Origin of the sequence: Chromobacterium piscinae, from assembly GCF_021129175.1 — a bacterium.
Classification (GTDB): domain Bacteria; phylum Pseudomonadota; class Gammaproteobacteria; order Burkholderiales; family Chromobacteriaceae; genus Chromobacterium; species Chromobacterium piscinae.
Window position 1 is genome coordinate 33,724 of record NZ_JAJOHV010000092.1, and the last position, 25,836, is coordinate 59,559.

Below are 25,836 nucleotides of genomic sequence, written 5' to 3' on the forward strand. Positions count from 1 at the left end.
AAAACCTGCTTTGATTTTGCCCAAAATGGGTTAGACTAATCCAACATAAAAGCGAGTGTTTGATATTTTATCTACATCCGCGACATGGCCGCCGTCGGCGCGTGCAAAACGCCGGTTGCGGTTGAGGCCGGAACAATAGAGATTATCCCCGGTCGTTTCTATCAAGCAGTACCCGCCAGCGCCGCGCCAGCCCCTGCCGGCGCGGGCAATGGGCAAGGACGATTTCAACGCCCGTCCTTGAAGCAAGCAGGACAGGTTGAGAGGGGCCTGTCTCATGTGTGTTTCAACAAAACGAGGAAACCATGTCTCAAACCAAATTCAATGTACGCAAGGTTGCCGTGCTCGGCGCCGGCGTGATGGGGGCGCAGATCGCCGCCCACCTGGTGAACGCCAAGGTACCGACAATTCTGTTCGACCTTCCGGCCAAGGAAGGCGACAAGAACGGCATCGCGCTGAAGGCCATCGACGGTCTGAAGAAGCTGAAACCCTCTCCGCTGGCCGGCAGCGATGTGGTCGCCCACATTCAGCCCGCCAATTACGATGATCACCTGCACCTGCTGAAGGACTGCGATCTGGTGATCGAAGCCATCGCCGAGCGCATGGACTGGAAGGTGGACCTGTACCACAAGGTTGCGCCGCATTTGGGCGAGCACACCATCTTCGCCACCAACACTTCCGGCCTGTCAATCAACAAGCTGGCCGAAGGCTGCCCGGATTCGGTGCGCCCGCGCTTCTGCGGCGTGCACTTCTTCAACCCGCCGCGCTATATGCACCTGGTTGAAATCATTCCCTGCGTGACCTCCGACGCCCACATTCTGGACAACCTGGAGCGCTTCCTGGTGTCCACGCTGGGCAAGGGCGTGGTGCGCGCGAAAGATACCCCTAACTTCGTCGCCAACCGCATCGGCGTGTTTTCGATGCTGGCCACCATCGCCAATGCCGCCAAGTATGGCATCCGCTTCGACGTGGTGGACGACCTGACCGGCCCGCGCCTGGGCCGCCCGAAGTCCGCTACCTTCCGCACCGCCGACGTGGTGGGCCTGGATACTTTCGCCCACGTGGTGAAAACCATGCAGGACACGCTGCCGCAAGACCCGTGGCACAGCCTGTTCGCCACGCCTGACTGGATGCAGCAACTGATCGCTAACGGCGCGCTGGGCTCCAAGACCCGCGCCGGCATCTACAAGAAAGACGGCAAGCGCATGCTGGTGCTCGACCCGGCCAAGGGCGAGTATGTCGGCTCCGGCGAAAAGGGCGATGACGCGGTCAAGGACATCCTGAAGATCGCCAACCCGGCCGAGAAATTCCAGAGACTGCGCGACAGCGAGCATCCGCAGGCGCAATTCCTGTGGGCTTGCTTCCGCGACGTGTTCCACTACATTTCCTTCCATCTGGGCGACATCGCCAACTGCGCGCGCGACGTGGACTTTGCCATTCGCTGGGGCTTCGGCTGGTCCGCCGGTCCGTTCGAAACCTGGCAATCCGCCGGCTGGCAGCAAGTGGCCAAGTGGCTGAAGGAAGACATCGCCGCCGGCAAGTCCCTGGCTAAGGCCGAGTTGCCGGCCTGGGTGCTGGAAGGCGACCGCGCCGGCGTGCATTTCGCCGACGGTTCCTACAACGCCGCCGACAAGAAACTGGTTGGCCGCTCCACGCTGGACGTGTATCAGCGCCAGTTGGCTCCGGCCAAGGTGCTGGGCGAGAAGTCCGAGCTGCTGGGCGAGACCGTGTTCGAGAACGAGGGCGTGCGCGCCTTCACTACCGGCGACGACGTGCTGGTGGTGTCGTTCAAGTCCAAGGCCCACGCCATCGGCCCGGCCGTGCTGGATGGTTTGAACACCGCGCTGGACATCGCCGAAGACCGCTTCAAGGGCCTGGTGATCTGGCAGACCGAGGAGCCGTTCTCCGTCGGCGCCGATCTGCAATCGATGATGCCGGCCTTCATGATGGGCGACTGGGATGCGATCGATGCGATGATCGGCCGCTTCCAGTCCACCGCGCTGCGCCTGCGCTACAGCCAGATCCCGACTGTGGCCGCCACCCAAGGCTACGTGTTCGGCGGCGGTTGCGAGTTCGCGATGCACTGCGACAAGACCGTGGCCGCGCTGGAGTCCTATGTCGGCCTGGTGGAAGTGGGCGTCGGCCTGCTGCCGGGCGGCGGCGGCTGCAAGGAGTTCGCGCTGCGCGCCTCGCAAGAGTCCAAGGGCGACCTGCTGGCCGCGCTGAAGGACTACTTCATGAACATCGCCACCGCCAAGGTCGCCACCAGCGGCGTGGAAGCGCAGGAGCTGGGCTTCTTCCGCAAGGGCGATCCGGTGGTGTTCAACGCTTACGAGCTGCTGTACGTCGCCAAGAAGCAGGCGCTGGCGCTGGCCGAATCCGGCTACCGTCCGCCGCTGAAGGTGAAGGGCTTCCCGGTTGCAGGCCGCTCCGGCGCCGCGTCGATCAAGGGCCAGCTGGTCAACATGCTGGAAGGCAATTTCATCAGCCAGCACGACTTCTTCATCGCCTCGCAGATCGCCGACGTGATGACCGGCGGCGACTTGGAGGCCGGCACCCTGGTCAACGAGCAATGGATTCTGGAACTGGAGCGCAAGGCCTTCATGACTCTGCTGAAGAACTCCAAGACCCAGGACCGCATCGCCAATATGCTGACCACCGGCAAGCCGCTGCGCAACTAATACGAACCGTCCACAAGGCACCTGATGCTGCGTTGCGCCGACTTGCCGTACTAGATGTACTGTCTGCGTCGGCGCGCCTTGCCTCAGGCGCTTGTGAACTGTTCGAAAATCCAAGAATGCAAAGGCTGGCGGCAGGTATGAAGACCTAGCCGCTGGTCGCGAAGGAGCAAAAGAATGGTTAAGCAAGTACAAGAAGCTTACATCGTCGCCGCCACCCGCACCCCGGTGGGCAAGGCGCCGCGCGGCATGATGCGCAATGTGCGTCCGGACGACATGCTGGCGCATGTGATCACCGGCGCGCTGGCGCAAGTGCCGAACCTGGATCCGAAGCTGATTTCCGACTGCGTGGTCGGCTGCGCCTTCCCGGAAGCGGAGCAGGGCTTGAACATGGCGCGCATCGGCGTGCTGCTGGCCGGTCTGCCCAATACCGTGGGCGGCATCACCATCAACCGCTACTGCTCGTCCGGCATCAACGCCGTGCAGATGGCGGCCGACCGCATCCGCCTCGGCGAAGCCGACGTGGTGATCGCAGCCGGTTCCGAATCGATGTCCCTGGTGCCGATGATGGGCAACAAGGTTTCGCTGAACCCGGAAATCTTCGCCAAGGACGAGAACTACGGCATCGCCTACGGCATGGGTCTGACCGCTGAAAAAGTGGCCCAGCAATGGGGCGTGTCGCGCGAAGACCAGGACGCGTTCGCGGTGGAATCGCACCGTCGCGCGCTGGCGGCCATCGACGGCGGCAAGTTCAAGAACGAGATCACGCCGTTGGAAGTGACCTACCGCACGCCGAATCTGGAAACTGGCGAAGTGGTGAGCAAGACCCGCGTGCTGGACACCGACGAAGGCCCGCGCCGCGAGACTACGCTGGAAGGTCTGGCCAAGCTGAAGACTGTGTTCGACGCCAAGGGTTCGGTCACCGCCGGCAACTCTTCGCAAATGTCCGACGGCGCCGGCGCGGTGATCCTGGTGTCCGAGCGGGTGCTGAAGGAGTTCAACCTGGTGCCGTTGGCCCGCTACGTGACCTTCTCGGTCAAGGGCGTGCCGCCGGAAATCATGGGCATCGGTCCGAAGGAAGCCATCCCGGCCGCGCTGGCCCAGGCCGGCCTGAAGCAGGACGACCTGAAGTGGATCGAGTTGAACGAAGCCTTCGCCGCGCAGGCGCTGGCCGTCGCGCGCGATCTGGAGCTGGACATGTCCAAGGTGAACCCGCACGGCGGCGCGATCGCCCTGGGCCACCCGCTGGGCGCGACCGGCGCGATCCGCACCGCCACGCTGGTGCATGGCATGCGCGACGCAGGCCTGAAGGGCCACGGCATGGTGACGATGTGCATCGGCACCGGCATGGGCGCCGCGGGCATCATCGAGGTGCTGTAAGCCAAGCTCATTGAGCTGACGGTTTGCGGAAACGCCACAGCCTTGAGCTGTGGCGTTTTTTTATTTCAGTTTGCGCGACGTGAGAGCGAGGGTTCTCGGCGGTCGTTTGCGCAAGACGGAAAAAGCCCCGATCGATGATCGGGGCTATTGGCCGAGCGGCGAGCCGGGGCTTATTCAGCCTGCTTGTCGTTGCTGGCCAGCTCCAGCTGGGCCTTTTTCACCCGTTTGTCGGCGGACAGCTTTTGCTGCAGCGCCAGCAGATCGGCCTGGGCCGGCGTGTTGAAGATGACGATGCTGGCGGTGCGGTAGCGCACGGTCAGGCCGTGATCGCGGGCGACGGCGGCTTCGTCGTTGGGCGATGCCAGTTGCACCAGCACGGTGCCGCTGACGGTGGCCGGCACGCGTTGCTTGGGCGCCTGCACCACGTCGCCGCGCTTCAGCGATGGCGCCGGGGTGCCGGTGCTGCGGGCGGAAACGCCGTTGGGGATCTTGGATTGCGGAACCTGCTTGTAGTAGGTCTTGCCGTTGATCACCACCGCCTGGCCGGCGGGTTGGGCCAGGAAGGGCGGCTCGGCGGCCTGGCTGTTGGCGGCCAGGGTCAGCAGGGCGAGGGGGATGAGTCGGATGATCTGTTTCATGCTGCGCTCCGGTGGCCGAAGAAGCGGATCGACCACGATTTCAGTTTGCCTTCCGCATTGGGAAGCGAGTAGACGTTGTTTTGGCCGTTGGCGCGATAGACGTACTGGTATTCGGCGCCATTGGTGTCGATCACGCGCAGCCGCCACTGGCCCTTGGCTTGTTCGCCGTAGAATTGATTGGACAGCAGGCGCTGCTGGTTCAGACCGTAGGTTTCAGCCACCAGCGCGGTGCGCGGAGACAACAGCACCGAGCGGGTGCCGGACGGCGAGATCAGTTCCACCGCCAGATCGTTGGCGCGGCCGTGCTCGGCGTCCACCAGGACTTGCACCGCCTCGACAGTCAGGTCGTCGGGTTGGTTGAACGCGCTTTCCACGCCGCGTTCGTCGGCATCCGGGATGGCGGCCTGGGCCGAGACAGTCTGCCAGCGGGTTTTCTGCAGCGGCGGCAGCGGCTTGCTGTAGAACAGCGCCTTTTCCACGGCCTTGTCGATGTTGATCAGGCCGAAACCGTAGAACTGGTGGAAGGGCAGGCCGGCGGCGTTTTTCTGCCAGCCGGGAATGGCCTGGTAGCTGTGCGCGCCGCCGCTCTTGTCCTTGAATGCCAGCGTCACGCCCGGTTGGGCGGCGTCCACCTGGCGGGCGGTGGTGATCAGGATATGGCGCACGTCGCGGGCGCTGAGCGCCGGATTGGCGGACATCACCAGCGCGAACGAGCCGGAGGTGGACGGCGCGGCGGACGAGGTGCCGTTCATGATGCCGTTGTAGTCGCAGTTGGGATCCAGCGCGGTGCCGCCGTGCAGGCCGTTGGCGGTGTTGCCGGTGACGTTGTAGCCGCGGGCGCAGCCCGACAGGTCGGTGGTGACCATCGCCGGCGAGTCGGTGCCGTACTCGCCGCCGGGAGCGGTGAGCAGCACATTGGCGCCGACTGACGAGTACGAGGAGCGCACGCCGTCGGCGTTCAGCGCCGACACCACCACGTTCCAGTAGTTGTTGTTGTCGGTGGACAGGTTGGCGTCTTGTACCGGCAGGCCGTTGTTCCCCTGGTAACCCAGTATCACCTCGGTGCTGCTCAGGCGGAAGGAGTTGTAGGCGTTGCCGGCCGACTTGACGAATACCGCTCCGCGGCCCCAGTGGCTGTTGCGGCTGACGTCTTCGTAGGTTTCTTCCTCGGTTTTCAGCTCGATGTCCTGATCCGGGTTGCCGGGGACGGAGGTGAGGGTGGAGGAGCCGTAGCTCTGGTTGAATACGCGGGCGTCGGTGAAGGCTTCCAGCGGGCCGCCATTCGGTTTTTTGCCGTGCGCCAGCAGCCAGCCGTCCAGGGTTTGAGCCAGCAGCCAGTTGAAGCCCTTGAGGCCGGCCGAAGGCGCGATGCCGCGGCCGCCTATGCCGTTGAAGGCTACCGCCGCGGCGATGCCGGCCACTGCCGTGCCGTGGCCGTTGCCGCCGGATTCGGGCGTCGGGTCGTTGCTGCCGTTCACCAGGTTCTTGGAGCCGGGCACGATGTTGGCGGCCAGGTCGGGGTGTTTGATTTCCAGACCGTCGTCGATGACGGCGATGGTGGTGCCGATGCCGCGGATGCCGCGCAAGTGGGTGAAGGCGAGATTGAGATCGACGCCCTTGACGCCGCCGCGCTTGGAGAAGGCATTCTGGCCGGTATTTTTCAGGTGCCATTGCTGGTTGACCAGGGGGTCGCCCGGCAGCAACGGGACGCTGCGATCCGGCGCGGAAGGGGCGGCATGACTGGCCAGGGAGGCCAGCGCCAGCATGACTGCGCTGCTGGTGATGCGAACGTGCATGATTGAGATCCTCTATTTTGCCTTTGTGTTTTGCGGTTGTGGCCGCCAGAAGATCATATTTGTTAATTTTTATTGCGCAAATATCTTTTTGTCATATTGCGATCAGCGGCAAGAATTTGCGGTTCGCGCGCTTAAGGGCGAGAGAGGATGAAACCGGCAGAGCGGCAGGGGAGGGAACGCCGGCCCAGGCAGGGCCGGCGGCGGGTCAGTCCATCTTGGACAGCGTGTCGAAATTGCTATGGCTGCAGTCTTCGAATTCCTGCTGCGGATCTTTCAGCTTGATCTGGTAGGATTTGCCTTGGGCGCTGAGCACCAGTTGTTTGTCGTCGTTCAGCAGCATTTTGGGCATCAGGAACCAGCGCTGGCCTTTGCGTGAATTAGGCTGCGTGATGTAAATGGCTGAAAAGGGCGAGCTGTCCGGTTGCGATGGGTCCTGCAGCGAGACGCCGACCGGCGTTTGTCCAAGGATCTCGATGCCCACCTTCGTGCCGTTGTTCTGGCGTAAAATGCGGCGGATCACACCGAGCAGCAGCGGGTGGGTTTCGGTCTTGACCAGAATCAGCCGGCCTATCGCCAGTTGGTCTATGGTTTTGCCGATGAAGGTAAGCCCCATGCCGGTGCTGCTGATGTCGTTGATCCGCCATTCGTCGGTGCGGTCGGCTTCCAGCCCGCCGACATCCTGGACCTTGATGTGGAAAGCCACGCGGTCGAAACCTATCGATACCTGGGCACCGGACGAGTGCAGCGAGCGCTCCGATTTGCGCAGTGACTTGCCGCCATCGCTGGACCAGCGCACCGCCAGCTTCTCGCACAGCACCGACCATTCCTCGCGTTCCAGCTCGCAGTCAAGGGCGGCGATCTGCGAGGGGATGCGGGTGTCTAGGTCGAACATCAGATCGGCCAGGCGGGTGGTGATCTCGTAGGATGACCAGTAACGGTGCCACTTGCCGGCCATGCCGCGTAGCATCGGCTGGGGGGGCTCCGGCAGGGACAGGTTGTAGACGAAGACTGGCATTTCGACCGGAGGCTGCTTGTCCAGCGGGATGTTCTGGCAAATCAGCATCAGCAGCTGGTCCACCGCGACGATTTCCTTGTGCAGCATGTTCTCGGTCTGAGCCAGGTGCAGCATGCCGGCCTGGACTAGCAGGTGCTCGCAGCTGATCTCCTGCTTGGCGTCCGGATACAGCAGGATGGGCGAGCGAGCGAAACCCGCTTCCTCGGCGTAGGTGTAGAAACGGAAACCTTGCTGCCAGGCGCTGCCCTCCGGTTTAAGATAGCGCAGCGCGTTCCAGGCCAGCAGCCGCATCTGGTGATGCAGGCCGCGGGTGGTGACCAGCTGCAGCTCCGCGTCGCCGGCTTGATTGGGAGAGCCGCGATACAGGCGCAGGCAGATCTGGTAGGCGCTGGCTAATTCGTGCCAGTAGGCGAGAATGGTGGGCAGATAGCCTTTGCTGCCGCCCCTGGAATGAAGATAATCCTGACACAGCTGGTGATGGATGCCGGCAGCCTTGTCGTCGACGTAGAGCAGCGTCTTGATGCGTTCCTTCAACGACATCTCGCTGTCTGCGTTGATTTTGGATACGGCCTTGATGATTTCCACCAGGGCGGTAAAGTATTCAGCCTGCGGCAGATCGCGCACCAGCAGGGTGGCAGATTGCGCCACGCCGGAGGCGGGCGTGTTCTTGCTGAGAAGTGAGCTGACTAGAGATTTGAAGTCAAACATTGAACCGGGCTTCTGGTTATGGGATTTATGTTCTCACTTATATGTCACTCTATCTTACGTCACGCATTGATGCTGGTGAAACCATAATCGCAAATTTATCGGGCATGCCAAAAAGCAAGTTTTTCCCCTATCGTCGTCTGATTCTCGCCTTGTGCGCGGCCGGACTGTTCATTTCGACAGCTGTGGAGGCCGCCGATGCGACGCAAGTGCCTGAGGGTGTTGGCGTTGTGCTCGGCGGCGGCGGCGCGCGCGGCTTCGCCCACCTAGGCGTTTTGAAAGAGCTGGAGCGTCTGCGGATACCTGTGGCCTGCATCTCCGGGACCAGCGCCGGGGCGCTGATCGGTGGCATTTACGCCAATGGCCTGCCGCTGGATGAGATGGAGCGCGAGTTCAATGCCGCTGACTGGGACCAGATGCTGTCCGGCAAGCCGGCGCGCACCGACATCCCATACGATCGCAAGCGCAACGACTACCAGAATTATCTGGACGTCAGCTTCGGGCTCAAGGGGGGCGCGCTGCGGGTTCCGCGCAGCGCGATCAACTCCCAGGGCATCGAGCTCTACATCCATAAAATGACGCGGGACCGCGACATCGACAGCTTCGACAAACTGCCCATTCCGTTCCGCGCGGTGGCGGCGGATTTGCTGACTGGAGACGCGGTGGTGTTCGACAAGGGATCGTTGTCGCGCGCCTTGCGCGCCAGCATGGCGGTTCCCGGCGTGTTCGATCTGGTGGAGGATGACAGCAAGCTGCTGGTGGATGGCGCCATCGCCCGCAATATCCCGGTGCAGGAAGTGAAGGGCCGCTGCGCCGAGCACGTGATCGTGGTGGACGTGAGCACGCCGTTGTTGAAGGCGGACGAGATCCATACTCTGTTCGACGTGGTCGATCAAAGCTCCAACCTGGCGGTGATGCGCAACGAGCAGGAACAGATGAAGCGGCTGGATAAGCGCGACATCGTGATCCGGCCGGATCTGAACGGCTATACCGTGGCGTCTTTCGGCGACCACAAGGCCATTGTCGAACGCGGCGCCGAGGCGGCCCGCAAGATGGCGCGGCAGTTGTCCACTTATTCGGTGTCGGAGGCGGAATACCAGGCCTGGAAGAGCAAGCTTGTCCGGCCGCGCTACCCGGTGCTGGACGAAGTGAAGGTGGACGGCAAGGACGGAGCCTTCACCAAGGTGTCGTCCCTGCAGGAGTCGCTGGCTTTCTCATCGAACACGATACCGGTGGGCGCGGCGCGCAATCGGCTGGCGGAAATCTTCACCGGCGGCGAATACGACAAGCTGGGTTATCGCGTGGACAGCGTTTCCGGGCGCAACGTGATGATGGTGATGCCGGTAGAGCGCAGCATAGGCCAGAATACCCTGCATTTTGGCCTCAATCTCAGCAGCGATACGCCGGGCGACAGCCGTTTCACGCTGCGCGCCGCGCATGAGTGGACATCGTTGAACGCTGCGGGAGGCTCCTGGCGCAACGACGTGGCCATTGGCGACGACAAGGCTTTCAAGACCGAACTGTACCAACCGTTGTGGCGCGGCAGCCCGATGTTCGTCGCCGCTTCGCTAGGGTATCAGCAGAGTCCGTTCAAATTGTTCAATGAAGACCACACGGTGTTTGCCACGTTCAACAACAGCATAGTCGAGACGCAGGTGAATGCGGGGGTGGCGCTGGGCAAGTATGGCGAGTGGCGGTTCGGCCTTTATCGGCAGGATAATGATTTCACCTTGTCGCAAGGCATTCCTGACGATGCTAACAATTTCCGTTTCCGCGATGTCGGTGTGCAGACTCGTCTGGTGGTGGACCAGTTCGATAACCCGCGCTGGCCGCGTTCCGGCTATTACTTCAGCGGCAAGCTGGCGGCCGGCGTGCCGGGTTTGGGCAGCGAGGTCAACCAGAAGCTTTATGATTTCACCGGGGAAGCCGCGCATACCTATGGGGATTTCACCGCGCGCTTCACTGCCAAGGCCAAAGGCTATGTCGATACCAAGTCGGACGACGAATTCATCCCGCAAACCCTGGGTGGCTTCTTGAATTTGACGGGCTATCAGAATGGCGAACTCCTAGCCAGCCAGGTAGCGCTTGCCAGGCTGATGGTGTATTGGCGAGCGGCATCGTTGCCAGCGGTGCTGGGGTCCGGCGTATATGCGGGTGTGTCGCTTGAGGCTGGCAAGCTTTGGGGCAATGATTTCCCTACTAACAAGCTTGCGCATCGCTGGATTCCGGCCGGTTCGGTTTTTCTGGGCGCGGATACCATTCTCGGGCCGTTCTTCGTCGGCATGGGCAGCGCGCAGGGGGGCAGGCTGACCGGCTACATTTATCTCGGCGTGGACTATTGATCCGTGCCATCCGCGCGGCTGATGTCGCGCGGATGGCCTGTCCTTAGGTATGGGGTCGCTCGATATCTGAGACAAACGTTTGAATTAATCCTGGATTTTGCCAATGTCATGATCTATCCCGGTAAGGGCCGCCATCCTGGTGGCCCGCAATCACGATATAACGGGAGAGATAATGAAACAGCTGTTGTCACGCACTGCCTTCTTGCTTGCCTTGTTGCTGCTGCCGTTCGCTTCGGCCCACGCATCCTCTGGCTATACCCAGACCCGCTACCCCATCGTGTTGGTGCACGGCCTGTTCGGCTTCGGCCAGGTGCTGGGCGTCGATTACTTCTACCGCGTACCGGCCGCCCTGAAGGAGGATGGCGCGCAGGTGTTCGTCGCCGAAGTATCGGCCACCGGCAGCAATGAGGCGCGCGGCGAGCAGCTGTTGCAGCAGGTGCAGCGCATCCTGGCCATCACCGGCGCGCAGAAGGTCAACCTGATCGGCCATAGCCAGGGCGCGCCCACTGCGCGCTATGTGGCGGGCGTGCGGCCGGATCTGGTGGCCTCGGTCACCACCGTCGGCGGCGTCAACAAGGGTTCGGTCGTGGCCGACATCGTTCGCGGCGTGGCGCCCCCGGGATCGGTCAGCGAAGCCGTGGCCGCAGCCGTGACGGGCGCGTTCGTCAAGGTGCTGGCCTTCTTCTCCGGCACCAGCGATCTGCCGCAGCAGCCTATCGATGCGCTGAACTCCCTGACCACGGCCGGTTCGCTGGCGTTCAGCGCCAAGTTCCCGGGCGGCGTGCCGACTTCGGCTTGCGGCGAGGGCGATTATCAGGCCAAAGGCGTGCGTTACTACTCGTGGACCGGCGCCGCCACCACCACAAATGTCCTGGACCCGCTGACCGTGCCGATGGGCGCGCTGGGGCTGGCTTTCGGCTCCACGCCGTCGGATGGCTTGGTCAGCGTATGCTCGGCCCACCTGGGCCAGGTGATCCGCGACGATTACAAGATGAACCACGTCAACGAGATCAATCAGAGCTTCGGCCTGGTCAGCCTGTTCGAGGTGAGCCCGGTTTCGCTGTATCGCCAGCAGGCCAACCGGCTGAAGAACGCGGGACTGTGAGATGCGCCGCCTCGGCTTGACGCTGGCGGCGGCCTGCGCCGCCTTGCTGGTTTGGTGGGTCTGGCCGGATGGCGCGCACTTGGAGGCCGCCGCCGCCCGCCAGGCTTCGCGCGGCGGCTTCGCTCCGTCGCTGATCGGCACCCGGCCTGACGGCGCCGCCGCCGAAACCGGCGGGAAGCTGGTGGTCGATCAGCAGCTGCGCCAGCTGTTCGACTACTACCTGGCCACGCTGGGCGAGCGCGATCTGGCCACCATCCGGACCGAGTTGCAGAGCCAGCTCAAACGAGCGCTGGGAGGCGGAGCGCTGCCGCAGGCGATGGGGCTGTTCGACCGCTATGTCGCCTACAAGCGCTCGCTGGCAGGCAAGGAAGCCGCGGCGGCCACCGACTTGTCGCGCAGGCTGGTGCTGGTGCAGGCGGCCAGGCGGCAGTATTTCAGCCAGCTTGAACTGAACGGCCTGTTCGGCGACGAGGACCGCTACGATGACTTCACCGTCAGGCGGTTGGCGATCGAGGCCAACCCGGCGCTGAGCGCCGCCGACAAGCAGCGGTTGGTCGCGCAGCTGGAGAACCAGTTGCCGTCCGCGCTGCGAGCCGCCCGGCAGGAGCCGGTCAAGCATCTGGCGTTGGCTGATGCCGAGGCCCGGCTGCGGCAAGGGGGTGGCGACGAGCAGCAGCTCTATCAACTGCGCTCCGGCATGGTGGGACAGGCGGCGGCGGACCGGTTGAGCGAGCTGGATCGGGAGCAGGCCGGCTGGCAGAAGCGGCTGGACGATTTCAAGAGCGAGCGGACGGCCATTCTCGCCAACGGCGGACTGAGCGCGCAGCAGCGGCAGCAGGCGGTCGCCCAACTGCAGTCTCAGCGGTTTTCGCCGCAGGAGGCGTTGCGCCTGCCGGCGTATTTGCCCAACTGACCGATGCGGCAAACGAAACAGGCGCCCAAGGGCGCCTGTTTTTCGTGGAGCGGCTTCGCTCAGGCGTGGGTGAAGAACAGACGGCGCAGCGCCTCGCCCGGCTCGGCCTCGCGCATGAAGGCCTCGCCGACCAGGAAGGTGTGCACGCCGCTGGCCTGCATCAGCCGCACGTCTTCGATAGTGGCGATGCCGCTCTCGGTGATGGCGATGCGGCCGTCGGTGATGCGCGGCAGCAGCTTCAGCGTGGTGGCCAGGCTCACTTCGAAAGTGCGCAGGTTGCGGTTGTTGACGCCGACCAGCTCGGTTTTCAACTGCAGCGCGGCATCCAGCTCTTCTTCGTTGTGGACCTCCACCAGCACCGCCATGCCCAGCTCGTTCGCCAATGCCTCCAGCGCCTTCATCTTGGGCAGTTCGAGAGCGGCGGCGATCAGCAGGATGCAGTCGGCGCCCATCGCGCGGGCTTCGTACACCTGGTAGTCGTCGACGATGAAATCCTTGCGCAGCACGGGCAGGTGGCAGGCGGCGCGCGCCGCCTCCAGGTAGCTCGCGTCGCCCTGGAAATACTGGCGGTCGGTCAGTACCGACAGACAGGCCGCGCCGTGGGCGGCATAGCTCTCGGCGATGGCGGCCGGCTGGAAGTCCTCGCGGATCACGCCTTTGCTGGGGCTGGCTTTCTTGATCTCGGCGATGACGGCGGCTTTGCCCAGCGCATGCTTGGCGCGCAGGGCGGCGACGAAATCGCGGCGGTCGCCGCGCGCTTCGGCGTCGGCCCGTACCAAGGACAGCGGCCGGCTGGCCAGCGCGGCGGCGATTTCCTGATGTTTGGTGGCGATGATGGTGTTGAGAATGTCGGACATGCTGGCTTCTATGTTGACAACAACGAATGGGCCATCATGCAGAACATCAGGCGGGATGGCAAGCCCGGCGGGGCGGACATCGTTTCGGATGCTTGATTCAAATCATTCTCGTTCTCTCCGCCGGGCCGGATACTGCGGGCACACCCACCCGTCGGAGTTTCGCCATGGCGCGCGCTCATCCTTTCTTTTCCGCCCCGCACCGGGCGGCGTTCCTGCCCGGCATGCTGCTGGCCATCTTGCTGCTGGCGGGCTGGAGCGCCGAACTCGCGGCGCGCCTGTTCGGCCGCGGCCTGCCCTTGGCGCTGCCGGCGATGCTGGTCCACGGCTTCCTGATGCTGTTCGGTTTCTTTCCCTTGTTCATGACCGGTTTTCTGTTCACCGCCGGACCGCGCTGGCTGAATGTGCCGCCGCCCGGACGCGGGGCCTATCTGCTGACGCCGGCGTTGCTGGCCGCGGGCCTGCTGCTTTGGCTGGCCGGCGCGGCAGTCGGCGGCGTTTGGCTGCTGGCTGGCCATCTGGTGTACAGCCTGGGTTTTCTCGGCCTCGCCGGCGGCTTCGCGCGCTTGCTGCTGACAAGCCCCGCGCCGGACCGGCGCCATGCCTGGGCGGTGCTGTCGGCCTTCGGCATCGGCATTGTGGCGCTCGCCGCCGCCGCTTACTGGCTGCTGAGCGGCGACGTGCGCGGCTGGCTGTGGATGCGGGATCTGGCCTTGTGGGGCTTTCTGTTGCCGGTATTTCTGACCGTGTGCCATCGCATGCTGCCGTTCTTCTCCTCCAGCGTGCTGGCGCCGTATCAGCCCTGGCGGCCGTGGTGGCTGTTGGCGGCGATGCTGGGCGGTTCCCTGGGGCATGGCTTGTTGTCCATCGCAGGCTGGCCGTCCTGGGGCCTGGATCTGGCGCTGGCCGTCATGTTTGGCTACACCAGTTGGCGCTGGGGGCTGGCGGCTTCGCTGCGGGTGAAGCTGCTGGCCATGCTGCACCTGTCCTTCGCCTGGCTGGCGGCGGGTTTCGCGCTGTACGCCTGGCAAGGCGCGTTGGGCGGTCTGGCCTGGGCGCCGTTGCACGCAGTCTCAGTCGGTTTCTTCCTGACCATGATGATCGCCTTCGTGTCGCGGGTATCGCTGGGCCATTCCGGCCAGCCGCTTGAGGCCGGCAAGGCTTTATGGGGGCTGTATCTGGCCGCGCAGTGGCTGGCGCTGGCGCGGGTGGCGGCGGATTGGCTGCCGGTCGGCTGGCGCGCCGGAATGTATGGCTTGGCCGCGGCGGGTTGGCTGCTGACCCTGCTGCTGTGGGGCAGCCGCTTCCTGCCGGTTTACCTGCGTCCGCGCGCCGACGGCAAAGACGGTTGATCGGCTTACAAATTTCAAACTGGAGACCATCATGACCCCATCCGAACTGTTGACCGGCCAGCACCGGGATTGCGACGCCCGTTTCGCCGACGCCGAGCAAGCCGCGCGCGCGCAGGACTGGCCCGCTGCCGAATCCGCTTTCGCCGCGATGCGCGGCGAGATGGAAGACCATTTCCGGCTGGAGGAGGACAGGCTGTTTCCCGCCTTCGAGCAGGCCAGCGGCATGCGCGCCGGCCCGACCGCGGTGATGCGCGCCGAGCACGCGCAAATGCGGCAGCTGCTGGACGGCATGGCCCAGGCGCTGGCCGCGCGCGACGGCGACAATTTTCTGGCCGAGGCCGACACGCTGCTGATCCTGACCCAACAGCACAATATGAAGGAGGAGAACATCCTGTATCCGATGTGCGAGCAATCCGTGCCGGATCTGGGGCGCTTGCTGGAGGAGGCGGGCCATGCCGCTTGACCTGCGAGATCTGCCGCCGCCGGAGCCGATGGACATCGTGCTGGGCGAGGCCGAGCTGTTGGCGCCGGGCCAGTCTGTGAGCTTCGTGCTGCCGCATTTCCCGACCCCCTTGCTGCCTTTGCTGGACAGGATGGCCGGCTTGGCTTACCGCTTCGAATTATCGGGCGACGGCGGCGTGCTGCTGATCATGGAGCGCAGCTGATGCAGGGATGGCCGTCCTATGACCGGGCGCCGCCGCTGAGCCTCCCCCTGCCTTTTCTGCTGGCGTCGCCGTGCTGGCTGTTCATCGCCGGCTTATGCCTGATGTTGGCGGGGCCCGGTCAGCTGGACCGCTTCGACCCGGCGGCGCTGGCGGCCGCGCATCTGTTGGCGCTGGGCGTGCTGGGCAACGCGATGTTCGGGGCGGCGCTGCAGATCCTGGCGGTGGTGGCCGGAGTCTCGTTTTCCCGCCCCCGTTTGCTGCTGCATGCGCTGTTCTGGCCATTGCAGCTTGGCTGCGGCCTGCTGGCTGCGGCTTTTCTGAATGGCTTCCTGCCGGCGCTGTTGCTGCCGGCCGCCGCGCTGCTTGGCTGGGCCTTGCTGGTTTTCGCCGGCTTTGGCCTGCATGGCATCGCCAAGAGTCCGGCGCGCGACGCGACCACCCGCGGCATGGCGTCGGCGCTGGCCGCGCTGTTGGCCGCAGCCGGTTTGGGCATCGCTCTGGCGGGCACCCTGGGCGCGGCCTGGCCGCTGCCTTGGAAAACCTTGCTGGATTGGCATGCGCTGTGGGCGCTGGGCGGATGGCTGCTGGGCCTGATCATGGCGGTGGCGGCCACGGTGGTGCCGATGTTCCAGATCACGCCGGCGTATCCGGCGCGTTGGATGCGGCATGCCGCGATGATTTGGCCTGCGTCGTTGCTGGCGTCCGGTTTGGGATGGCAACTGACGGCGAGTTGGCTGGCCTGGCTGCCGGCATGGATGGCGGCGCTGGCTTTTGCTGCCATGACCTGGCGCTTGCAGCGGCGAAGCCGGCGTCCCGGAGACTGCGGGCGGCGCTTCTGGCAAATGGCGATGGCGGCATTGGCGCTTGGGTTGCTGGCGGCCTGGCTTGTCGCCGCGGATATGCTGGCCGCCGGCTGGGCGGCGTTGAGCGGCTGGCTGCTGCTGTTCGGACTGGGCGCAGGCGCGGTGCTGGGCATGTTCTACAAGATATTGCCCTTCCTGTTGTGGCTGGATCTGCAGCGCAAGGCGCAGCACGGCGCGCGGCCGCCGGCCACGCTGGCGCTGTTGCCGGAATCGGCGCAGCGGCGATGCCTGTTTGTGTTTTCAGCCTGCCTGGCGATGGGTTGCGCGCTGGCCTTGGGGAGGCTGCCGGGAACGGCGGCAGGCGTTGGAACATGCGCGCTGGCGGCGTTAGTGGCTTGGGACGCGGGCAGGGCGGTATGGCGCTACCGCGCCTGCGCGCGAAACTGGAGAGAGACTCAGGCCGCCGGCGTCATGCCGTAGTCGGCGAGCGCGGCGGGGTCGAGCAGGGCGACGTCCTTGCCATCGACCTCCACCAGGCCGGCCTTGCTCAATTGCTGCAGCACGCGGGAGAAGGTTTCCGGCGTTAGGTTCAGGCGGGAAGCGATCAGGTTTTTGTTGGCTTCCAGCGTCAGCACGACTTTCTCGCCGGCGGGCGCGTCGTCCATTTGCTGCAGCAGGTAGCCGATCACGCGCTGCAGCGCGGTTTCCACCGAGTAGCGCTCCACGTCCCGCACCATGCCGTGCAGGCGCAGCGACATGCCGGCCAGCATATTGCGCGCGAAGCCCGGGTCCTCGGCCAATGCCTGGAACACGCCGGCCGCGCCGATGTGCAGCAGCAGGCTGTCTTCCAGCAGCTGGGCCAGCACCGGGTAGGGCTTGCCCAGGAACATCACCGCCTCGGCGAAGCTCTGGCCGGGGTGGATGATCTCCACTACCTTCTCCACGCCCTGCGGCGAGGGAATCGCCAGCTTCACCTTGCCGTATACCACCACGTACATGCCGTCGCATTCGTCGCCGCGCTGAAACAGCAGCTGCCCCCTGTCGCCGCGCTTGGCGTGAACGTGAGGCTCCAGCGTGGCCAGCTGCCTGTCCGACAGCCGCTGGAACAAGGGTTGGTGGCGCAGGTGCTGGATGATGTCGATCTGGGACATGGCGGGGCTTTCGGAATCGGTGTGGCGATGGTGGATGCTAACTCATCCCGCGAATTATTAGCAAAGCGCGATATTTGCCAGCCGACAGGTTTTATCGGGCGCTCGGCGCAAGAGAGCGCGATGCGGTGGCGGGCCTTTGCCCAGGCCGCATGAATGAGAAAGCCGCCTGGCGGCGGCTTTTCTGAGCAGAGGGGGGTTAGCGGGAGACGAAGCCGCCGTTGATGAACAGGGTCTGGGCGGTGGTCCAGCGGTTTTCCGGGGAAACCAGATGCTTGACCAGCGGCACCAGGTCGGCCACCTGGCCCAGCTCGCCGTTGATGCTGGCGCGCTTCAGATAGGCGACAGCCTCCGGCGTTTCCGCGGCGTAGAAGAACTCGGTGTCCATCGGCCCGGGAGCGACCACGTTGACGGTGACGCCGCGGTGGCCGATTTCCTTGGCCAGCGCGCGGGTGAAGTCCTCCAGCGGCGCCTTGCTGCCGGCGTAGGCGCCGTAGTGGCCGGTGGTGGCGGCCAGCAGCGAAGTGCCCACGCTGACGATGCGGCCGTTGTCGCGGATGCGGCGGCCGGCTTCCTGCAGCGCGAAGAACGCTGCCTTGGCGTTCAGCGCGAAAATGGCGTCGAACTCTTCCTCGCTGACCTCGGTGATCGCTTTCTTCACCATCATGCCGGCGGTGTTGATCAGGATGTCGACGTGGCCGAAGCGGTCTTCCACCGCGTCGAACAGGCGGCGCACTTCCGCCACCTTGGTGACGTCGGCCTGGACCGCGAAGGCCTGGCCGCCGGCGGCTTGAATCGTGGCGGCGGCTTCTTCCGCCCCGGCGCGGGAGCCCGCGCTGTGGTAGTGGATGGCGACGGCGGCGCCGTCGGCGGCTAGCGCTTCGGCGAAGGCGCGGCCCATATTGCGCGATGCGCCGATGATCAGTGCGACTTGTCCTGCAAAGTTGGCTTGGCTCATGTCAGTTCTCCGTTGGGTTCGCCGCTGGCGCGGCTTGCTGTTGACGCTTTGCAGTGTATTGCTGGGTTTGATCCGGATAAACGGCGCTTTATTGTTTACACTATCCAGAAAATCGTACCAATTGGAGCGGTGATGGATAGAGTCATGGCGATGCGGGTTTTCGCCGCCGTCGTCGATTGCGGCGGCTTCACCCGGGCGGCGCAGCAGTTGCAGCTGCCGCGGGCGACAGTGTCCAGCGCGGTGCAGCAACTTGAGGCGCAATTGGGGGCGCGGCTGCTGCATCGGACTACGCGGCGGGTGCAGCTGACGCTGGATGGCGGCACTTTCTACGAGCGCTGCCAGCAGCTATTGGCGGATTTCGACGAGCTGGAGTCTTTGTTCAGCCAGCAGGGCGCCAGCCCGCGCGGCAAGCTGCGGATAGACGTGCCGGGGCCGATCGGGCGGCAGGTGTTGGCACCGGCGCTGCCGGCTTTCTTTGCGCTCTATCCCGACATCGAGCTGGAGCTGGGGGTGACCGACAGGCCGGTGGATTTGATTCAGGAAGGCGTCGACTGCGTGATCCGCGTCGGCGCGCTGGCCGAATCGCGGCTGGTGGCGCGCCGGATCGGCATGCTGCCGCAGGGCAATTACGCCAGTCCGGACTACCTGGCCCGCTTCGGCATCCCGGCGTCGCCGGACGAGTTGGTCGGCCATCGCGCGGTCAACTACGCATCGCCGTCCACCGGCAAGGTGTTTGCCTGGGAGTATCTGCAAGAAGGCGAACGGCGCGAGCTGGCGTTGCAGTCCCAGGTCAGCGTCAACCAGGTGGAAAGCTATATCGCCTGCGCGCTGGCCGGACTGGGGCTTATCCAGTTGCCGCGCTACGACGCGGAGCCTCATGTCGCCGTCGGCCGACTGTTGGAAGTGCTGGCCGATTGGCCGCCGCCGGCAATGCCGGTATCGGTGCTGTATCCACACCGCAGGCATCTGTCGCGGCGGGTGCAGGTGTTTGTCGAGTGGGCATCCGCGCTGCTGCGCGAGCGTTTGCGGTTGGAATAGTGGCTTTATGCGAATGTGCTTAATCAGGTGGGGGTGGAACTACTTTGTAACTAAATTGCCTGACAAAGTTTGCTTTTGTTAATGAATTGTTGGTGATGATGCGGTTCAGGCAATGGTTTGGCATTTTGTTGCGCCCCGCGCGCGGGTTGGCCGCCCTGTGGCGGCGCTGCCGGAGTTGGGGATTCGGCAAGCGGCCGTGGCGCAACGCCACGGCGTTGTTGGCGGTTCTGGCGCTGGCGGGCTGGGGCGCGCATCGCTGGTTGGCGGAGGCCCCGCCGCCGCCGGTGCTGACCGCCAAGGTGGAGCGCGGCGAGCTGGAGGATCTAGTGCTGGCCAGCGGCGTGATCCAGGCGTTGCGGCAGGTGGATGTCGGCGCCCAGGCCAACGGCCAATTGAAGTCGCTGAAGGTGGAGGCGGGCGACAAGGTGAAGCAGGGCGAGCTGCTGGCCGAGATCGACCCGGAGGACAGCCTGAACGATTTGCGCGCCGCCGAGGCCTCGCTGGACGCGCGCGTCGCGCAGCGCCAAGCCAAGCAGGCCGCGCTGCGGCAGGCCGAGCAGGAACTGGCGCGCCAGCGCCGCATGCATGCCGAGGGCTCCACCTCGGACAAGGACCTGCTGGCGGCCGATACCAATTATCAAACCTTGAAAGCCGGATTGGCGGAGCTGCAGGCGCAGATCCGCCAGGACCAGTCGCAGCTGGATGGACGGCGCACCAAATTGGGCTATACCCGCATCCTGGCGCCGATGAGCGGCGAGGTGCTGGAGATCGTCACCCAGCAGGGCCAGACCGTGATCGCCACCCAGACGGTGCCGGTGATCCTCAAGCTGGCCGATCTGAGCAAGGTGACGGTGCGCGCCTATGTGGCCGAGGCCGATGTGATCAGGGTGAAGGCCGGCCTGCCGGTGTATTTCACCGTGCTGGGCGCGCCGGACCAGCGTTACTGGGGCAAGCTGCGCGCCATCCTGCCGATGCCGGAGAAAATCAACAACGCCATGTTCTACAAGGCGTTGTTCGACGTGCCCAACCCTGACGGCAAGCTGCGCGTGGACATGACCACCCAGGTCAGCATCGTGTTGTCCCGCGTGGACGGGGCGCTGAGCGTACCGCTGTCGGCGCTGGGCGCGGCCGGCAAGGATGGGCGCTACGCGGTTAAGGTGAAGGGCAAGGACGGCAGGCTGGAGGAACGCCAGGTGCGCATCGGCCTGAAAACGTCCACCCGCGCCCAGGTGCTGGCTGGATTGAAGGCGGGCGAACAGGTGGTGACCGGCGAACAGCCCGACAAGCCCGAAGAGGGCAGTGCCGTGATGGTGAGCGCATGAGCGGCGCCGGCCTTCAGTTGGATGGCGTTTGGCGGCGGTTTCCGTCCGGCGAGGACGAGGTGGCGGTGTTGAAGGATGTGTCGCTGAGCATCGCTCCCGGCGAGATGGTGGCCATCGTCGGCGCGTCCGGCTCCGGCAAGTCCACGCTGATGAACATTCTGGGTTGCCTGGACCAGCCGTCCGAGGGAAGCTACCGCGTGGGCGGCCGCGATGCCGGCAGCCTGGACAAGGACCAGCTGGCCGCGCTGCGGCGCGAGCATTTCGGCTTCATCTTCCAGCGCTACCACCTGCTGCCGCATTTGTCGGCCTTGGACAATGTCGCCATGCCCGCCGTTTACGCCGGCATGGCGCTGAAAGAGCGGCGCGAACGGGCGCAGGCTTTGCTGGCGCGGTTGGGGCTGGCGGGCAAGGAGCATCATCGGCCCGGGCAGTTGTCCGGAGGCCAGCAACAGCGGGTGTCCATCGCCCGCGCGCTGATGAACGGCGGGCGCATCATCCTGGCCGACGAGCCGACTGGCGCGCTGGACAGCCGCAGCGGCGAAGAGGTGATGCGCATCCTGAAGGAGCTGAACGCCGCTGGCCACACGGTGATCATCGTTACCCACGATCCGGCCATCGCCGCGCAGACCGACCGCACGATCGAAATCCGCGACGGCGAAATCCTGCGCGACAGCGGCGCAGCGAAGCCTGTTGCCGATGCCGGAGGCGAGGAAGCGCGGGCCGATGGCGGTCCGTCCTTGCGCGAACGAATGGCGGAGGCGTTCAAGATGGCGATGCTGGCCATGCTGTCCAATCGCCTGCGCACCGCGCTGACCATGCTGGGCATCGTCATCGGCATCACCTCGGTGGTGTCCATCATCGCTATCGGCGAGGGCGCGCGCGACTACGTGCTCAACGACATCCGCGCGATGGGTACCCAGACCATCACCGTGTTCCGCGGCAAGGACTGGGGCGACGACAAGGCCGAAGGCATCCGCACCTTCCTGCCGGGCGACATCGCCGCGCTGGCGGAGGAGGGCTACGTGGACAGCGTGACGCCGGAAACCTCGCAGGCGCAGCGCATCCGCTACCGCAATGTCGACGTCAACGGTTCGGTCAGCGGCGTCGGGCGCGAATTCTTCCGCGTGCAGGGCATGAAACTGGCCGAGGGCCAGGGCTTCAGCCGCGACGACATCCGCCAGCAGCGGCAGGTGGCGCTGCTGGACAAGAATGCCCGCCGCAAGCTGTTCGGCGACGGCGAGGCGGTGGGGCGGGTGATTCTGGTGGGCACGGTGCCGGCGACGGTGATCGGCGTGGTGGCGCAGCGCGACCGCGGCTTTGGCGGCAATTCGCTGCAGCTGTGGATGCCGTATTCCACCACCGCTAGCCGCTTGTTCGGCCAGCAGCATTTCGACCGCTTCGTGATCCGGGTGAAGGACGGCCAGCCCACCAAGCTGGCGGAAAAAGCCATCACCACGCTGTTGACCCAGCGCCACGGCGGCAAGGATTTCTTTACCCACAATATGGAAGACGTGCTGAAAACGGTGGAGAGCACCAGCCGAACGTTGGCCCTGCTGCTGACGCTGATCGCGGTGATCTCGCTGGTGGTGGGCGGCATCGGCGTGATGAACATCATGTTGGTCTCGGTGACCGAGCGCACCCGCGAGATCGGCATCCGCATGGCAGTGGGCGCGCGCCAGGGAGACGTGCTGCAGCAGTTCCTGACCGAAGCGGTGCTGGTTTGCCTGGTGGGCGGCGCCATCGGCGTGGCGTTGTCCTATGGCATCAGCTTTGTGTTCGCGCTATTCGTCAGCTCGTGGAAGATGTCGCTGTCGCCGACGGCGATTTTGCTGGCGGTGGCGTGCTCGTCGCTGATAGGCGTGCTGTTCGGCTTTTTGCCGGCTCGCAGCGCCGCCAGGCTGAACCCGATAGACGCGCTGGCGCGAGAGTGAAAATGGATAAGCACAAGAGATGGACATGGCTGGCGCTGGCCGCCTTGCTGGCCGGCTGCCAGGCCACGCCGTATCAGCGGCAGCCTTTGCTGACGCCGGCGCAGTGGGCACAGCCGGATGCGGCGGAACAGAACATGAGCCGCGAGGCGTGGTGGGGAGGTTTCGCCGATCCAGCGCTATTGCGGGTGTTGGAGCAGGCGCGCAGCCGCAATCCCGATCTGGAGATCGCGCTGCTGAAATTGCGCAAGGCGCAGCTGGAGGCGGGTCTGGCCGATGGCGACGCCCGGCCGACGCTGAGCGGTTCGCTATCGGGCAACCGCAGTCGCCCTTTGGATGGCGGCGCTTGGTCGAGCAGCCACAGCGCCGGCCTGAAAGTGGATTACGAGGTCGACCTGTGGGGACGGCTGGACGCCGCGCAGCGTTCGGCGGGAGAGGCTTTCGCCGCCAGCCGCTACGACCAGATCAGCGCCGATTTGCTGTCTGACAGCGCCGCCGCGGGCTTGTATTGGGACATCGCCGCGCAGAAATCCAGGCTGGCCCTGACCGAGGCCGCGCTGGCCGATGCGGTCCGCATGCAGGCGCTGGCGCATTCGCGGCGGAAGGCGGGCGCGCTGGCCGAACAGGACGCGACCCAGGCGGACAGCGAGGCATTGGCGCAGCGCGCCAGCCTGCTGAGCCAGCGGGAGGAGTTGCGCAAGAAGGAAAACGCGCTGGCGCTGCTGCTGGACGCGCCGCCGGGCGTGCAGCTGCCGGGCATCCCGCCGCTGGCCGCGCAACCGCCGTTGCCAGGCGTCGCCGCAGGCCTGCCGGGCGACTTGCTGCGCCGCAGGCCGGATTTACAGGCGGCCGAGGCGCGGCTGCGAGCCAAGCTGGCCGATGCGGACCAGCGCCGGGCGGATTTTTTCCCGCGCTTCAGCCTGAACGGAGACCTGAGCCGAGGCAGCGCTTTCCCGGCCGCGCAGCTGGGGCTGGGCGCGACGCTGTCCCTGCCTTTTCTAGACTGGCGGCGGCTGGATCTGAAACTGAAATCGAGCGAAGCCGATTACCAGCTGGCGGAGGCGGAGTTCCGCAAAACGCTGTACGGCGCTTATCGCGAGGTGGAAGAGGGACTGGACGGGCGCCGCCGCCTGGCCGCCAGCGCCGCTCTGCAAAGCGAGGCGCTGCGTTTGGCGGGGCGAAACGCCCAGTTGGCCCAGAGCCGCTACCGCGCGGGAGAGACCGATATGCAGTCCTGGCTGGAGGCCGCGCGCGGTGAGCGCCAAGCGAGGGAGAAGCTGTTGGATTTGAATCTGGAGCGGCTGAAGAACCTGGCGTATCTGTACAAGGCCTTGGGCGGAGGCGCTTCGTCCGCTTGAGCGGCAATGGCCGGCCGCCGATTAGGCGGCCATCAAGCCGCGCTAGTCGCGGCGCGGCACCGCGATCACGCGCGGCGCGTGGCCGGTGTGCGCCAGCAGCCGCGCCAATCCTTCCACCGGCATGCTTAACGTGGCGGTGTTGACCAGCGGGTGGCAGAGAATCGCTTCCCGCGCCCACAGCGCTTCATCCACCACCACTTCCACTTGATGATCGCGGTCGTTGACCGCGGCCAGCAGCGTCACCGATCCCGGCTCCAGCCCCAGATACTTCTTCAGCCGTTCAGGCGAGGCGAAGCGCAGGCCCTTGGCCTCCAGTGTTTCGCCCAAGGCCTTGATATCCACGCCGGCGTCGGCCGGCACCGCCACCAGGAAGTGGCGGCGGCCCTTGGCGTCGCATAAAAACAGGTTCTTGCATTCCGCGCCGGGCAGCTCCGGGATCAGCCGGGCGGCTTCCTCGCAGGTGTAGACCGGCGGATGCTCGAAGCGTTGGTAGGGAATCCGCTGCTCGTCCAGCAAGCGGTACAGGGCATGTTCCATGCGGGCGTCTCCGGCGTTTTCGTTCCCTTCGAAACTATCACGGCCGGCGTCGGCGCGTCACCCCGCCAGTTTCCCGACCAAGCTTTCCAACGCCGCCAGCGCGGCATCCGCCTGGCCGTCCAGCTGAGCGCGCACGATGGCGCCGTCTGCGGCCAGGGACAGCATTTCCGCCATCTCGGCCTTGCCTGGGCCTTCCGGCAGCCGCTCGGCGATCGCTTGCCGCATCTCTGCCTTGTGCCGCCGCGCGGCGTCCATCACCGCCGGCTCGGCCGGCATTTCTCCCGCGCCGTTGATGAAGGCGCAGCCGCGGAAGTCGTCCGAGGCGAACCACTCGCGCATGGCGTCCGCCAGCGCGGCGGGGCCGTCTCGGCGCGCGAGCGCGGCTTTGAACCAGTCCATCCAGAGACTGTGGCGTTGCTCCAGATAGGCCTGGATCAGGTCGTTCTTGCTAGGGAAGTGACGGTAGAAGGTGACCTTGGTGACGCCGGACTCGGCGATGAGCCGGTCTATGCCGGTGGCGCGCAGGCCTTCCTGATAGAACAGCCGGTGGGCGGTGGCGAGGATGCGGTCGCGGGCGGGCAGCGCGGCGATGTCGGTGGGCGGAATCGATTTCATGAAGTGATTGTAGACAGATTTGTCTACTTTGGCCTAGACTGGTTAGTGTGTAGACAGATCTGTCTACTCCAATTTGAAAAGGAAACCGATATGGAAACCCGTCCTCCGCTGCCGCCGTTCACCCGTGAAACCGCGATCGAAAAAATCCGCCTGGCCGAAGATGGCTGGAACAGCCGCGATCCGGCGCGCGTGGCGCTGGCCTACAGCCTGGACACCCGTTGGCGCAACCGCGTCGATTTCCCGCGCGGCCGGCCCGCGGCGCAGGCGATGCTGGAGCGCAAGTGGAAGCGGGAGCTGGATTACCGGCTGATCAAGGAACTTTGGGTGTTTGACGGCAATCGCATTGCCGTGCGCTTCGCTTATGAGTGGCGTGACGACGCCGGCCAGTGGTATCGCAGCTACGGCAACGAGAACTGGGAATTCGGCGCCGACGGCCTGATGATCGACAGGCATGCCAGCATCAACGACATGCCGATCCAGGAGAGCGAGCGCAAGTTCTTCTGGCCGCTGGGCCGGCGGCCGGACGATCATCCCGGGCTGAGCGAGCTGGGACTGTAGGGCAGGCCTGAAACGCCAGTTCCATCATGCGCGGCAGGCGGCCGCATTGCAGGCCGGCGCGCCGCGCAAGCCGCTCCAGAGAGCGGCTTTTCTGCTTGGGGCGGATGGACAGCAAGCGGCCGAACTGATTA

The 25,836-nt window shown here is 65.0% G+C and carries 22 protein-coding genes; 14 read left to right on the plus strand and 8 right to left on the minus strand.

What is annotated here, in order from left to right; translation table 11 throughout:
• Window positions 1-302 precede the first annotated feature (302 nt).
• Window positions 303-2,678 carry a 3-hydroxyacyl-CoA dehydrogenase/enoyl-CoA hydratase family protein gene (locus tag LQR33_RS20105; RefSeq protein WP_231470195.1) on the plus strand — a complete coding sequence of 792 codons (2,376 nt, stop codon included), beginning with the start codon at window positions 303-305 and terminating at the stop codon, window positions 2,676-2,678.
• Between the two features lie 174 nt (window positions 2,679-2,852).
• The gene (locus tag LQR33_RS20110; protein WP_166440670.1) at window positions 2,853-4,055 is read left to right on the plus strand and encodes an acetyl-CoA C-acyltransferase; all 1,203 of its coding nucleotides are present in this window, start codon (window positions 2,853-2,855) and stop codon (window positions 4,053-4,055) included.
• Between the two features lie 170 nt (window positions 4,056-4,225).
• On the opposite strand, the gene LQR33_RS20115 is transcribed toward LQR33_RS20110, so the two are convergent.
• From LQR33_RS20115 to LQR33_RS20125, 3 genes are all read right to left on the minus strand, one after another.
• Window positions 4,226-4,693, minus strand: a complete 468-nt coding sequence (locus LQR33_RS20115) for a hypothetical protein (protein WP_021476042.1) — start codon at window positions 4,691-4,693, stop codon at window positions 4,226-4,228.
• Window positions 4,690-6,489 carry a S8 family serine peptidase gene (locus tag LQR33_RS20120; protein WP_021476043.1) on the minus strand — a complete coding sequence of 600 codons (1,800 nt, stop codon included), beginning with the start codon at window positions 6,487-6,489 and terminating at the stop codon, window positions 4,690-4,692. The genes LQR33_RS20115 and LQR33_RS20120 overlap by 4 nt, the downstream gene beginning before the upstream one ends.
• 205 nt (window positions 6,490-6,694) lie before the next feature.
• The gene (locus LQR33_RS20125) at window positions 6,695-8,212 is read right to left on the minus strand and encodes a PilZ domain-containing protein (protein WP_166440668.1); all 1,518 of its coding nucleotides are present in this window, start codon (window positions 8,210-8,212) and stop codon (window positions 6,695-6,697) included.
• A gap of 104 nt (window positions 8,213-8,316) precedes the next feature.
• Between LQR33_RS20125 and LQR33_RS20130 the strand changes: the two genes are divergently transcribed.
• The 3 genes from LQR33_RS20130 to LQR33_RS20140 all read left to right on the plus strand — a co-directional run bounded on the left by LQR33_RS20130 (window position 8,317) and on the right by LQR33_RS20140 (window position 12,569).
• The gene (locus LQR33_RS20130; RefSeq protein WP_231470197.1) at window positions 8,317-10,551 is read left to right on the plus strand and encodes a patatin-like phospholipase family protein; all 2,235 of its coding nucleotides are present in this window, start codon (window positions 8,317-8,319) and stop codon (window positions 10,549-10,551) included.
• A gap of 172 nt (window positions 10,552-10,723) precedes the next feature.
• The gene (locus LQR33_RS20135; protein ID WP_021476046.1) at window positions 10,724-11,656 is read left to right on the plus strand and encodes an esterase/lipase family protein; all 933 of its coding nucleotides are present in this window, start codon (window positions 10,724-10,726) and stop codon (window positions 11,654-11,656) included.
• A gap of 1 nt (window position 11,657) precedes the next feature.
• Complete coding sequence (locus LQR33_RS20140; protein WP_221668010.1) at window positions 11,658-12,569, plus strand: lipase secretion chaperone; 912 nt, start codon at window positions 11,658-11,660, stop codon at window positions 12,567-12,569.
• Between the two features lie 59 nt (window positions 12,570-12,628).
• Here the strand turns inward: LQR33_RS20140 and trpC are convergent, their stop codons facing one another.
• On the minus strand, window positions 12,629-13,426 hold the full coding sequence (gene trpC, locus LQR33_RS20145; protein WP_231470199.1) for an indole-3-glycerol phosphate synthase TrpC: 798 nt from the start codon (window positions 13,424-13,426) through the stop codon (window positions 12,629-12,631).
• Window positions 13,427-13,590: 164 nt separating this feature from the next.
• On the opposite strand from trpC, the gene LQR33_RS20150 reads away from it, so the two are divergent.
• Genes LQR33_RS20150 through LQR33_RS20165 form a run of 4 tightly spaced genes read left to right on the plus strand, consistent with a single transcriptional unit; the run spans window position 13,591 to window position 16,723 of the window.
• Window positions 13,591-14,775, plus strand: a complete 1,185-nt coding sequence (locus LQR33_RS20150) for an NnrS family protein (protein ID WP_231470201.1) — start codon at window positions 13,591-13,593, stop codon at window positions 14,773-14,775.
• Window positions 14,776-14,806: 31 nt separating this feature from the next.
• The gene (locus tag LQR33_RS20155) at window positions 14,807-15,238 is read left to right on the plus strand and encodes a hemerythrin domain-containing protein (RefSeq protein WP_205692605.1); all 432 of its coding nucleotides are present in this window, start codon (window positions 14,807-14,809) and stop codon (window positions 15,236-15,238) included.
• Window positions 15,228-15,440: a DUF2249 domain-containing protein gene (locus tag LQR33_RS20160; RefSeq protein WP_231177754.1), complete on the plus strand. Its 213-nt coding sequence runs from the start codon at window positions 15,228-15,230 to the stop codon at window positions 15,438-15,440. Before LQR33_RS20155 ends, LQR33_RS20160 begins: the two co-directional genes overlap by 11 nt.
• Window positions 15,440-16,723, plus strand: coding sequence for a hypothetical protein (locus LQR33_RS20165; protein WP_231470203.1), 1,284 nt, complete (start codon window positions 15,440-15,442; stop codon window positions 16,721-16,723). The genes LQR33_RS20160 and LQR33_RS20165 overlap by 1 nt, the downstream gene beginning before the upstream one ends.
• Here LQR33_RS20165 and LQR33_RS20170 read toward each other — a convergent pair.
• Window positions 16,699-17,394: a Crp/Fnr family transcriptional regulator gene (locus LQR33_RS20170; protein ID WP_021476053.1), complete on the minus strand. Its 696-nt coding sequence runs from the start codon at window positions 17,392-17,394 to the stop codon at window positions 16,699-16,701. The genes LQR33_RS20165 and LQR33_RS20170 overlap by 25 nt on opposite strands.
• A gap of 196 nt (window positions 17,395-17,590) precedes the next feature.
• Entirely contained in the window at window positions 17,591-18,349 is a 759-nt protein-coding gene (locus tag LQR33_RS20175) for an SDR family oxidoreductase (RefSeq protein WP_231470204.1), read from the minus strand.
• Between the two features lie 132 nt (window positions 18,350-18,481).
• On the opposite strand from LQR33_RS20175, the gene LQR33_RS20180 reads away from it, so the two are divergent.
• From LQR33_RS20180 to LQR33_RS20195, 4 genes are all read left to right on the plus strand, one after another.
• Window positions 18,482-19,387: a LysR family transcriptional regulator gene (locus LQR33_RS20180; RefSeq protein ID WP_231470206.1), complete on the plus strand. Its 906-nt coding sequence runs from the start codon at window positions 18,482-18,484 to the stop codon at window positions 19,385-19,387.
• A 95-nt stretch (window positions 19,388-19,482) separates the two neighbouring features.
• Complete coding sequence (macA, locus tag LQR33_RS20185; protein ID WP_231470208.1) at window positions 19,483-20,709, plus strand: macrolide transporter subunit MacA; 1,227 nt, start codon at window positions 19,483-19,485, stop codon at window positions 20,707-20,709.
• Complete coding sequence (locus tag LQR33_RS20190) at window positions 20,706-22,640, plus strand: MacB family efflux pump subunit (RefSeq protein WP_231177745.1); 1,935 nt, start codon at window positions 20,706-20,708, stop codon at window positions 22,638-22,640. The genes macA and LQR33_RS20190 overlap by 4 nt, the downstream gene beginning before the upstream one ends.
• A 2-nt stretch (window positions 22,641-22,642) precedes the next feature.
• Entirely contained in the window at window positions 22,643-23,995 is a 1,353-nt protein-coding gene (locus LQR33_RS20195; RefSeq protein WP_231470210.1) for an efflux transporter outer membrane subunit, read from the plus strand.
• 42 nt (window positions 23,996-24,037) lie between these two features.
• On the opposite strand, the gene LQR33_RS20200 is transcribed toward LQR33_RS20195, so the two are convergent.
• Together LQR33_RS20200 and LQR33_RS20205 are read right to left on the minus strand one after the other, a co-directional pair.
• Window positions 24,038-24,532 carry a prolyl-tRNA synthetase associated domain-containing protein gene (locus LQR33_RS20200; RefSeq protein WP_221665632.1) on the minus strand — a complete coding sequence of 165 codons (495 nt, stop codon included), beginning with the start codon at window positions 24,530-24,532 and terminating at the stop codon, window positions 24,038-24,040.
• Window positions 24,533-24,589: 57 nt separating this feature from the next.
• The gene (locus LQR33_RS20205) at window positions 24,590-25,147 is read right to left on the minus strand and encodes a TetR/AcrR family transcriptional regulator (RefSeq protein ID WP_231470211.1); all 558 of its coding nucleotides are present in this window, start codon (window positions 25,145-25,147) and stop codon (window positions 24,590-24,592) included.
• A 90-nt stretch (window positions 25,148-25,237) separates the two neighbouring features.
• Here LQR33_RS20205 and LQR33_RS20210 point away from each other — a divergent pair, with 90 nt between their 5' ends.
• Window positions 25,238-25,705, plus strand: coding sequence for a nuclear transport factor 2 family protein (locus LQR33_RS20210; protein ID WP_221665630.1), 468 nt, complete (start codon window positions 25,238-25,240; stop codon window positions 25,703-25,705).
• The last annotated feature ends 131 nt before the right edge of the window (window positions 25,706-25,836 follow it).